9 protein-coding genes and 1 pseudogene are annotated in these 9886 nt (G+C 71.3%); all 10 read left to right on the top strand.

Translation table 11 applies throughout. The features are described from left to right. Nucleotides 1-215 precede the first annotated feature (215 nt). Nucleotides 216-1328, top strand: coding sequence for a hypothetical protein (locus AC51EU_RS22305; protein ID WP_496268806.1), 1113 nt, complete (start codon nucleotides 216-218; stop codon nucleotides 1326-1328). 36 nt (nucleotides 1329-1364) lie between these two features. Beyond that, nucleotides 1365-2045 carry a hypothetical protein gene (locus AC51EU_RS22300; protein ID WP_496268805.1) on the top strand — a complete coding sequence of 227 codons (681 nt, stop codon included), beginning with the start codon at nucleotides 1365-1367 and terminating at the stop codon, nucleotides 2043-2045. Beyond that, on the top strand, nucleotides 2042-2707 hold the full coding sequence (locus AC51EU_RS22295; protein WP_496268804.1) for a hypothetical protein: 666 nt from the start codon (nucleotides 2042-2044) through the stop codon (nucleotides 2705-2707). The genes AC51EU_RS22300 and AC51EU_RS22295 overlap by 4 nt, the downstream gene beginning before the upstream one ends. A 3-nt stretch (nucleotides 2708-2710) precedes the next feature. Beyond that, entirely contained in the window at nucleotides 2711-3106 is a 396-nt protein-coding gene (locus AC51EU_RS22290; protein ID WP_496268803.1) for a LysM peptidoglycan-binding domain-containing protein, read from the top strand. Continuing rightward, nucleotides 3099-4238 (top strand): hypothetical protein, encoded by a 1140-nt coding sequence (locus tag AC51EU_RS22285; RefSeq protein WP_496268802.1) that lies wholly within the window; start codon nucleotides 3099-3101, stop codon nucleotides 4236-4238. Before AC51EU_RS22290 ends, AC51EU_RS22285 begins: the two co-directional genes overlap by 8 nt. Before the next feature lie 50 nt (nucleotides 4239-4288). Then, on the top strand, nucleotides 4289-4813 hold the full coding sequence (locus tag AC51EU_RS22280; RefSeq protein WP_496268801.1) for a phage baseplate assembly protein V: 525 nt from the start codon (nucleotides 4289-4291) through the stop codon (nucleotides 4811-4813). Between the two features lie 23 nt (nucleotides 4814-4836). Then, complete coding sequence (locus tag AC51EU_RS22275; RefSeq protein ID WP_496268800.1) at nucleotides 4837-5187, top strand: hypothetical protein; 351 nt, start codon at nucleotides 4837-4839, stop codon at nucleotides 5185-5187. Next, complete coding sequence (locus AC51EU_RS22270; RefSeq protein ID WP_496268799.1) at nucleotides 5175-5561, top strand: GPW/gp25 family protein; 387 nt, start codon at nucleotides 5175-5177, stop codon at nucleotides 5559-5561. Before AC51EU_RS22275 ends, AC51EU_RS22270 begins: the two co-directional genes overlap by 13 nt. 23 nt (nucleotides 5562-5584) lie before the next feature. Beyond that, nucleotides 5585-8731: a putative baseplate assembly protein gene (locus tag AC51EU_RS22265; RefSeq protein ID WP_496268798.1), complete on the top strand. Its 3147-nt coding sequence runs from the start codon at nucleotides 5585-5587 to the stop codon at nucleotides 8729-8731. Continuing rightward, a pseudogene (locus AC51EU_RS22260) lies at nucleotides 8728-9886 on the top strand (putative baseplate assembly protein); the annotation flags it as partial. The gene AC51EU_RS22265 and the pseudogene AC51EU_RS22260, both read left to right, overlap by 4 nt.

Below are 9886 nucleotides of genomic sequence, written 5' to 3'. Positions count from 1 at the left end.
CCGCCCGCCGCCTGATGGGCAAGGGCCGCAAGCTCGGCCGCAGGCTGCACGGGCACGCGCATCGGATGCGGAAGCGGTGGCACGGCCACCGAAGCCACCTTCGACGGAGGTACGGCCACCACTCCCGCCGTGGAAAGCAACCACGGAAGCCGGGCAGGAAACAACGCCCCGCCGAGACACCACAAGCTCCCGCTTTGCCGAGGGTGCGCTTCCGGATGGACAACGGCGAAATCCACACACTGCTCTTCAACGGGCGCACAAGGAACTCCCATCTCGTCGTGCACAGCGATCCAGCACTGATGGGCAAGTTTTTCAGCGACTGGCAGAGAGACATACAGAAAATGCAGGACGGCCCGGAGAAGCAGACACAGGAGCGGGTACTCGGCAGCGCGCAGCGACTTTATCCAGCGGTGGAAAGAACCCAGGACCGCATGTCGCCACGCCTGTCGACAAACCCCTCCGGAAAACGGCGGATACCCACCACCGTCCAGCCCCAGGAGTACGACGTCCTGCGCGGCATGATGGAGAGGCTCGCCACGTATCTGGCCAAGCGCAAAGGCACCGCGACTGACCTACCGCCGACCGTCTTCCCGCCTTTCGTGGACGGCGTCCGCGCTCCGGCGCTCACCAAGGCCCACTACCTTCAGAAGAAGACTCCCAAGGGCGAGGACGCCAAATACGCGTTCCCGGGCAATCCCGTTGGGTGGACCAAGGCGATGCACAGCTGGCCCGACATCATCGTGCGCATGCATCTTCTCACCGAGCGCCTGGGAGGGCTCGCCTCGGGCTCCAACCTGGTACCGGCTCCACAGCGCGTGAACAGCCGGTTCGCGACGAACGTGGAATTGGAAGCGAATGATGCCGCCAGAGCATCGGACACCTCGATGATCTGGTACACCGTCAAGGTCGCCTATCATCCTGCGCCGCATCAGGACTTCCCCTCACACATCACCACCAGCTGGAACACCTACGGTCGCGACGGCGACAAGTGGTACGAGAAGCCGTTCGACCCGAGGAAGAGCTACGGCGAGCCCGTTCCTCTGCCGCGCAGGCCCGGCGGGAACCACCCGATCCGGGTGAACGACCCGCACGAGTCCACGATGCTCATCAGGCGGGCCTTCGGGAAGTACTTCCCGAACGGAAAAGCGCCTGCTCGATACGGGAAGGCCATCAAGAAACTCGCACGCCAGACCCCCTTCCTGGGGGAGAGTGACCTCATCAGCAGGCTCGCAGTGTACGAAAAAAAGAGCCGACGGCCCGACATGTCCATCCATCAGAAGGTGGAACAGGCGATCAAAGACCGCAGGGCGTTCATTGAATACACGTAACCGTAACGGCGACCGACGAATGAGCAAGGTGTCCCGATGAAACAGCTCACGGAATGCGAAGCCCGCCTGCGCGCCACACTGAAGGAGCTGAAGAACAGCCCGCCGGTCCATCTGTATTTCAGCGAACCGGGCCGTCCGACGGCTGAGTACAGTGACGTCGAGACCGTCTTCTCCCTCATTCCGATCCTGCACGGCGTGACGCTGGACCCGTCTCTGAAACGTTGCTACATGCGTTTCAACAGGGTCTCCTGCCATTGGCGCCTCGAACAGGGCGACGTCCAACTGGTGGGTGAATTCAGTTTCAGCAACCTCCTTCCTGCCCTGGGCTCCCTTCCCCCCGAACAGGATTGGGCTTCCTCGGACTTCGAGAAGGAGCTGTACTCCCAACTTCGCGTGATCGATGAACACCCCGGCAGCGGCACCGGAACCTTCGCGGCCCTGCGCCTGATGCCGGACACCCCCGCGCCGGAAATCTGGTACCACGACTTCCGGCGCGGGGCGTTCAAGCTGGACCTCGACTACTGCGGATACCTGGCGGCACTCCACATCACCAAAGGGGCCGGCGGTTGGCACTACCTGTTCGCCGACGTTTCGCTGAGTTCCGACGACTTCAGCAGCATCACGGCCGAGCTGTCGGCCATGCTGAACATTTTCCCGGAACTCTTCCCGCAGCACGACTACCGGCCGCTTCGTACCCGGCTGGAGGCCCGCCTGTGACCACCTACGCCGACATCCCCAAACCCCTCCGCTCCGGCCTCGTCGTCGTCGATCCCGAGCTCGGGACGCCGCGTCGGATCATCGTGTTGCAGTTCAATCCCGACACCTTGGAGCGGCAGGTGGCGCCGCAGGCGGCGGGGGGCGAGCAGGACAGTGGTGGGGGTGGGAGCGGAGGGGACCGGAACGAGGCGTTGCGGTTGAAGGGGCCGGCGCAGGAGACGTGGAAGTTCACGGCGGAGATCGATGCGACGGACCAGCTCGATGTGGCGGCGCCGGACGGGATACACCCGGAACTGGCGGTGCTGGAGATGCTGGTGCAGCCGACCGTGGCGCAGATCCTGGCGGCGTCGAAGCTCTCGCAGAAGGGGACCATCGAGATCAGTCCGATCGAGACGCCGCTGACGCTGTTCACCTGGGGCAGCAAGCGGGTGATGCCGGTACGGCTCACGGAATTGTCCGTCAACGAGTCCGCTTTCGATGTGCGGCTCAATCCGATACGGGCGTCGCTCAGCATCGGGATGAAGGTGCTGACGGTGAGCGATCTGCCGGCGGGGCACCGTGGTGCGCAGCTGTATCTGGCGCATCTCGCGCAGAAGGAGCAGTTGGCGCGGAAGGCGCGGGGCGGGACGGCGGCGCAATTGGGGTGGGGCAGGGGGATCTGAGGCGTGATCGAACCGTATGAGAGCGCGTTGGACGATGTTCCGGGCGCGCATCCGTATCCGCGCGGCAGCCGGTACAGCGGTATCGGGATCGGGGTGCACCGGATGCCCGACGGGACCGAAGTGCGGTATGCCGAGCGCAGGTTGCTGCCCGCCCTGGCGGACGGGGACGAGAACACCGTGGTGCACACGGTCGGCAGTGGGGAGCGGCCGGATCATCTGGGGCAGCGGTATTTCGGTGACCCGGGGCAGTGGTGGCGTATCGCGGACGCCAATCCGGTGCTCGATCCCCGGGAGTTGACGGCCGAGCCCGGAAAGGAGGTCGCCGTTCCGCTGCCGGGGGCATTCCCGGGCGAGCCGGGTGGATTCGGTGGTGGTCCGGGGGTGGGAAACGGTGGATGACGAGCCGCTGGGGAACGGGCCCGTTCATGTGTCGCTGTACATGGGCCCCAAGTCGGCGCGGTGGGTTCCGCGGGAGGTGACCGAGGCGCTGCTGTCCGCGCAGATCACGAGTACGGCCGGTGAACGCAGTGGCTTTCAGCTGGCGTTCGATCTGACGAAGAAGGGCGCACTGGTAGAGAGGCTGCTGCCCGAGGGGTTCTTCGACCCGAGGACGCGGGTGATCGTCACGGTGGCTTTGAAGGGCACTCCGGTGGTGCTGCTGGACGGGGTGATCGTGCGGCAGGAGGTCGGGGCCAGCAATGTGCCGGGGCAGAGCACGCTGACGGTGACCGGTGAGGATCTGACGCTGCTGATGGATCTGGAGGAGCGGACGGACCGTTATCCGAATCTGGCGCCCTCGCAGCGGGTGGAGCGGATTCTGGGGAAGTACGCGGATTACGGGATCGACGCCCGGATCATCCGTGAGCAGATTCCGCAGCCGCCGCGCGAACAGGTGCGGGTGGATTATCAGGCCGGGACCGATCTCCAGTACGTGAACGAGCTGGCGCAGGCGAACGGTTACACCTTCTACCTCGATCCCGGTCCCGTTCCGGGCCGTTCCACGGCGTTCTGGGGTCCCGAGCAGCGGCTCGGCCGGCGGCAGCACGCCCTGAACGTCAATATGGACGCCGATTCCACCGTGGACCAGCTGACGTTCGCGTACGACGGGACGGCGCGGGAGGAGCCGCAGGCCCGGGTGCAGGACCCGGTGACGCGGCAGGCGCCGCTGCTGGCCCAGCCGGACATCAGCCCGCTGCGTCCGCCGCTGGGGCTGCGTGCCTCGCCCGCGCTCAAGCGCAGGACGTTGAGCGGCACGGCGAAGATGGACGAGCAGCTGGCGCGGGCCCAGGCGCTGGGGCACGCCGTCACCAGCGCGGATGTCGTCTCGGGTTCGGGTTCGCTGGACGTCACCCGGCACGGGTACGTACTGCGGCCCAGGGAACTGGTCGGGGTGCGGGGCGCCGGGATCACCTATGACGGCGATTACTACGTCAAGACCGTGACGCACAATCTGCGGCCCGGCTCGTACCTCCAGAATTTCACGCTGTCCAGGGAGGGACTGATCGCGCGCGGCGGCACGGTCCGGCCCTAGGCCGTATCGCGTCGTCGGCACGCGGGTTCCGTTGAGGAGAGAAACCGCGCATGGCTGCTGCATCGAACAACCGCTTTCTCGGCAAGTTCCGTGGCCGGGTGGCGGCGAACGACGACCCGAAGGGAATCGGGCGGCTCAGGGTCCAGTGTCCCGATGTGCTGGGGGACGAGGTTTCCACGTGGGCGCTGCCGTGTTTCCCGTTCACCGGGGAACGGGCCGGGCAGGTGGTGGTGCCGTCCGTCGGGGCCGGTGTGTGGGTGGAGTTCGAGCAGGGCGATCCCAGTTTCCCGGTGTGGACGGGGTGTTGGTACGGGCGGCGGGAGGAATTGCCGGAGGACGCGCGGAAGGACCCGGCGACCGCGCATCCGGTGGTGATCCAGACGCCGGGAAAACACAAGATCGTGCTGTCGGACGTTCCCGCCGAGGGAATTCTGCTCCAGGCGCCGGGTGGCGCGTATGTACGGATCGATGCGACCGGCGTCCACCTCAGCAATGGAAACGGCGTATCGATTTCTTTGGCGGGCGATCAGGTCGATGTCAACAAGGGCCGGTTGACCGTGCCGAGGAAGCGGTGACCGGGCGGGGAGGAGGGGACGTGATGACCGGGAACCTCGTGCACGGCGGCACGGCGATCGGCTGTCCGCACGGCGGGCGCGTGACGCGTGCCGCGGCCGGAGGGACGGGCGGGGTACGGAGCGGTGGCGCGCCGGTGGCGACCGCGGCGGACCGCTTCACGGTGAGCGGGTGCGCGCATGTCGTCGAGGGCAGGCCGCAGCCGTGCGTCAGCGTGCGCTGGACGGCGGACGGGCGGCAGGACGCGGTGCGGGTCGACGGGGTGCCGGTGCTGCTCGACACGGGCGCGGGGATGTGTTTCAGCGCCTCCCTGGTGCCGCAGGGCCCGCCGGTGGTGGCGCCCGTGGGCCGGGACGGGGAGGTGTGCGTCCGGTGAGGCGGGTACGGACGGACCTCGCGTTCCCGTACCGCGTGGACCGGCGGGGCCGTACGGCCCACGCACGTGGTGCCGCGCATGTACGGGACCTGATCGAGCAGTTGCTGTTCACCGGTCCCGGGGAGCGGGTGATGCGGCCGGACTTCGGGTGCGGGCTGCTGGACCTGGTGTTCACGCCGAACAGTCCGGAGCTGGCGTCGGCCGTGGAGCTGTCGGTGCAGGCCGCGTTGCAGCGGGAGCTGGGCGATCTGATCGAGGTGGAGTCGCTGGACGTGGTGAGCGAGGACGGCGTGGTGCGGGTGTCGCTGCGCCATGTCGTACGCGCCACCGGTGACCGCCGTGACGAGGTGTTCGAGGGACGGGGGGCGCGGTGACGGGCGGTACGCGGGATGCGGAGGTGAGCCGGCGGGCGCGCGTCCGGGAGGCGCGGCGCAACGGCGTCGACGCGGTGGAGGTGGACGACGACGGGATCACCCTGACCGTCACCTTCCTCGGCAAGGCGCCGCACGGGCTGTGTCCGGAGAACATCCGGATCGACGGCGGCCGGCGGATCACCGGGATCGAGGCGCTGGAGACCGTCGTCGAGCGGGAGGACGACCCGGAGCTCGACGACCGGCTGCTGGTGACGCTGGACCGGACCGGGGACTTCTCCCCCTACCGGCTCTCGGTGGTCGAGACCGGCCCGTACGGCCGGCCGGGCACGGAGCCGTACCCCGGTTTCGACCAGCGGTATTTCTCCGCGGAGTTCCTGTTCCGGCCCGGCTGCCCGGCCCCGTTCGACTGCGCGGGCGAGGACGACGGCGGGGTGCCGCGGTCGGCCGGCCCGGCGCCGGTGATGGACTACACGGCGCGGGACTACACCACCTTGCGGCAGGTCGTGCTCGACCGGCTGCGGCTGACGACGCCGGACTGGGTCGAGCGCGGCGCCGCCGACCTCGGGACGACGGTCGCCGAGCTGCTCGCGTACACCGCCGACCGGATCAGCTACCAGCAGGACGCGGTGGCGACCGAGGCGTATCTGGACACCGCGCGGCGGCGGGTCTCGGTACGGCGGCACGTGCGGCTGATCGACTATCCGATGCACGACGGCTGCAACGCGCGGGCGTTCGTCACCGTGGAGGTGACCGAGCCGCTGACGCTGCCGCCGGGGACGTACCGCTTCGCGGCCGTCGACCTCCGCACGTACGGGCCGCGGGACCGGCCGGAGGCGGGCACGGTGATCGACGACCGGGACCTGGAGGTGCTGGGCGAACGCGGCTCGCTGGAGGTGTTCGAGCCGCTGGCGCACGACGCGCCGCTGCGGCTGCTCCCCCGCCACAACACCGTCCGGCTGTGGACGTGGGGCGGGGAGGTGTGCGTCCTGCCGAAGGGGGCCACCTCGGCGACGCTGGTGGACGAGTGGGCCGACGAGGGGTGCGAGCGGCGGGAGCTGGCGCTGGAGCCCGGGGATCTGCTGCTGTTCGAGGAGGTCAAGGGGCCGCGTACGGGGACGCCGGGGGACCAGGGCCCGGCGCACCGCCAGGTGGTGCGGCTGACGTCCGTCACCCCGGGCGTCGACCGGCTGCTGGAGCAGCCCGTGCTGGAGGTCGCCTGGGCCGCCCAGGACGCGCTGGCGTTCCCGCTGCGGCTGACCGCCCGCGGCGGCCGGGGCTGCGCCGTCGTCGAGGACGTGAGCGTGGCGCGCGGGAACGTGGTGCTGGTGGACCACGGCCGGTCGTCGGACGGCGGCGAGGGCCAGGTGCCCGAGACCGTCACCGTCCCGCCCGTGCCCGCCGTCCTGCCCTCCTGCGGCCCGCCGGCGTTCGGCTGCCCGGACGGCGGGCACGGCGGCAACGACGTGGCGCGGCTGATCGGCGCACTGGCGGACCGTGCGGAGGACGGGCGGGAGCTGTCGGCGGACGAGGTCCGGCGGCTGTTCACCGCCGTCGGCGAGGAGGCGGCCGAGCGGGCCGGGATCGGTCTGGAGCCGGCCGGGGCCCGGGGTGAGCGGGTGCGGCCAGGGACGGCGTACGCGCAGGCCGCGGCGTTGCGGACGCTGCTGGCGCAGTCGGTGTACCCGGGGCTCGTGCCGCGGTTCCGGCCGGTGCTGGGCCGCTCCCCCATCGTCCAGGCGGTGCCGTTCCCCGACCCGCGACAGGTGGCGGCCGGGCAGGCGCAGCGGCTGGCGGCGGCCCCGGGGCGGGTACGGGAGTGGCTGGTGGAGCTGTGGCGCGCGGCCCGGGACGGGGACGGGCCGGACGACACGGAGTTCGCCGGGCTGGCCGTGCTGTTCGGGCCGAGGGTGTTGGAGGAGCTGGAGCTGGAGCGGCATCCGGTGCGGGCGTTACGGGAGTTGCTGCACCGCAGTCCGCGGCTGCTGGCGTCCAAGCGACGGCGGCTGGCGGTGCTCACGGCCCGCGCCCGTGCGGGCACGGTGCTGGACGGCCGTATCGCGTGGGAGATCGCGCACACCTGGGGGCCCGCGTACGCGCAGGGCCTCGACCCGGAGGACCCGGTGCTGCACGGCCCGGCCGCCGCCGTCCGCCAGGACCCGCGCGAGGCCCTGCCGGCCGTACGCCTCACGGAGACGGACCGGGACGGCGGGCCGCGCGCCCCCTGGCTGCCGCGCCGCGATCTGCTGGGCAGCGGGCCGCGCGACCGGCATCTGGTCGGCGAGTTGGAGGACGACGGGCGGCTGGCGCTGCGGTTCGGCGACGGGCGGTACGGGGCCCGGCCCGCGCCCGGCGGCCGGCTCACCGTCCACTACCGGACCGGCGGCGGCAGCGCCGGGAACGTCGGCGCCGAGGCCATCAACCACCTCGTCCTGCGGCGCTCCCCCGAAGAGTCGGAGAGCGCGGCGCCGCCGCCGGTGGCGGGGGTGCGCAATCCGCTGCCCGCGGTGGGCGGTACGGAGCCGGAGCCGGTGGAGCAGGTGCGGCAACTGGCCCCGCTCGCCCCGCGGCGCACCCTGCTGCGGGCCGTCACCGCTCAGGACTACGCGGCGCTGGCGTCCGGGCTGCCGGGCGTCCAGCGGGCGGCGGCGGAGATCCGGTGGACCGGCAGTGTGCGGGAGGCGCAGGTCGCGGTGGACGCGTACGGGACGGGGGAGCCGTCCGAGGAGCTGCTGGACACGGTGCGCTGCGCGTTGGAGGGCTACCGCAGGATCGGGCACGACCTGGTGGTGCGGCCCGCTTCGGCGGTGCCGCTGGACATCGTGGTCGGGGTGTGCGCCACGCCCGGCCATCAGCACGGGCAGATCCTGGCGGAGCTGTACCGGGTGCTGGGCGCCCGCGCGCTGCCCGGCGGGCGGCGGGGCATGTTCCATCCGGACGCGGTGACGTTCGGGGAGCCGGTGCGGGTGAGCCGGCTGGTGGCGGTGGCCGCGGCGGTGCCGGGGGTGCGGAGTGTGGTGGTGACCCGGCTGCGCCGGTTGTTCCACGAGGACCAAGGGGAACTGGAGGCGGGTGTGCTGCGGCTGGGACCGCTGGAGATCGCCCGGTGCGACAACGACCCGGACCGGCCCGAGAACGGCCGGCTGGTCATCGAACTCGGGGGTGGGCGATGACGGACCGTACGACGGCGGACGGCTGCGGATGCGGCTGTGACGGGGACGGCGGCGGCCACGACGAACGCCGTGCCGAACCCCTGCCGTACAACCCGCCCGGCCTCGACGCCCTCCACTACCGCGTCGGCGACCACGGCTCCTTCCTCGCCGCGATGCTCGACCGGCTCGCCTCGCCCGCGTACCCGGCGCTGCGCGGCCTGACCGTACGCACCCCCGACGACCCGTCCATCGGGCTGCTGGACGCCTGGGCCGTCCTCGGTGACATGCTGACGTTCCACAGTGAGCGGATCGCGGACGAGGGGTATCTGCGGACCGCGCACGAGCAGCGTTCCCTGGTGCTGCTGGGGCGGCTGGTGGGGCACCGGCCGCGCCCCGGGCTCGCCGCCGGCACCCACCTCGCGTACACCCTCGACCGCGACCCGCGCGCCGGGGATCTGCCGGTGGTGATCGGGCGCGGCGCGCGCAGCCACAGCGTCCCCGCGGGCCCGGACGAGGAGCCGCGGACCTTCGAGACCGACGAGGACCTGACGGCCCGCCCGTCCTGGAACGAGCTGGCGGTACGGCGCCACCGGCCCGCGCTGCTCACCGAGGCCGGTCTCGTGGCGCGCCCGGAGCTGCTGGTCGAGGGGACGGACACGGGGCTGGTGCCGGGCGACCGGCTGCTGTGCGACTTCGGGGCGCGGCAGCTGCTGCTCCCCGTGGTGTCGGTACGGCCCGACCTCGACGAGGGGGTGACGGCGCTCGGGACCCAGGGCGCGGCGCCCGCTTCGCTGCCGGAGCTGATCGCCGAGCTGCGGAGGTGGATCACGGAGCCGGAGCCGCCCACCGACCCGGACGCCCCGTCCTCCCCGCCGCCCTCACCGCAGGCCCCGCACCCGCGTCCCGTCAGCCGGTTCGTCGCCGACTTCGACGCGCAGGTGCTGGCGCCGCTGCGCGCGGACCTGGACTCTCTCGCCACGCCGGACGCGTTCGTCGCGCGGCTGGCCGGCCCGCACGAGCGTCTGGCGGAGGCGCAGGCGGTGGCGGCCGCGTACCCGGAGGTCGTCGCCTGGTTCGAGGAGTTGCAGGCCGTCGTCGGGGAACTGGCCGAGCGTGCGGCCCGGTTGACGGGCGAGGTGCCGGACGGGCCGGCCACCGGGGCGCCTCCGCTGCCGG

It is taken from the genome of Candidatus Streptomyces philanthi (genome assembly GCF_059553635.1).
Note: the sequence above shows the minus strand (reverse complement) of the source record. Positions and strands in the feature narration are given on the sequence as shown.

What these genes read in the sequence shown, in the direction of transcription:
- AC51EU_RS22305 (WP_496268806.1), top strand. Translation starts at nt 216, where the DNA reads ATGGACAACGGCGAAATCCACACACTGCTCTTCAACGGGCGCACAAGG.
- AC51EU_RS22300 (WP_496268805.1), top strand. Translation starts at nt 1,365, where the DNA reads ATGAAACAGCTCACGGAATGCGAAGCCCGCCTGCGCGCCACACTGAAG.
- AC51EU_RS22280 (WP_496268801.1), top strand. Translation starts at nt 4,289, where the DNA reads ATGGCTGCTGCATCGAACAACCGCTTTCTCGGCAAGTTCCGTGGCCGG.
- AC51EU_RS22275 (WP_496268800.1), top strand. Translation starts at nt 4,837, where the DNA reads ATGACCGGGAACCTCGTGCACGGCGGCACGGCGATCGGCTGTCCGCAC.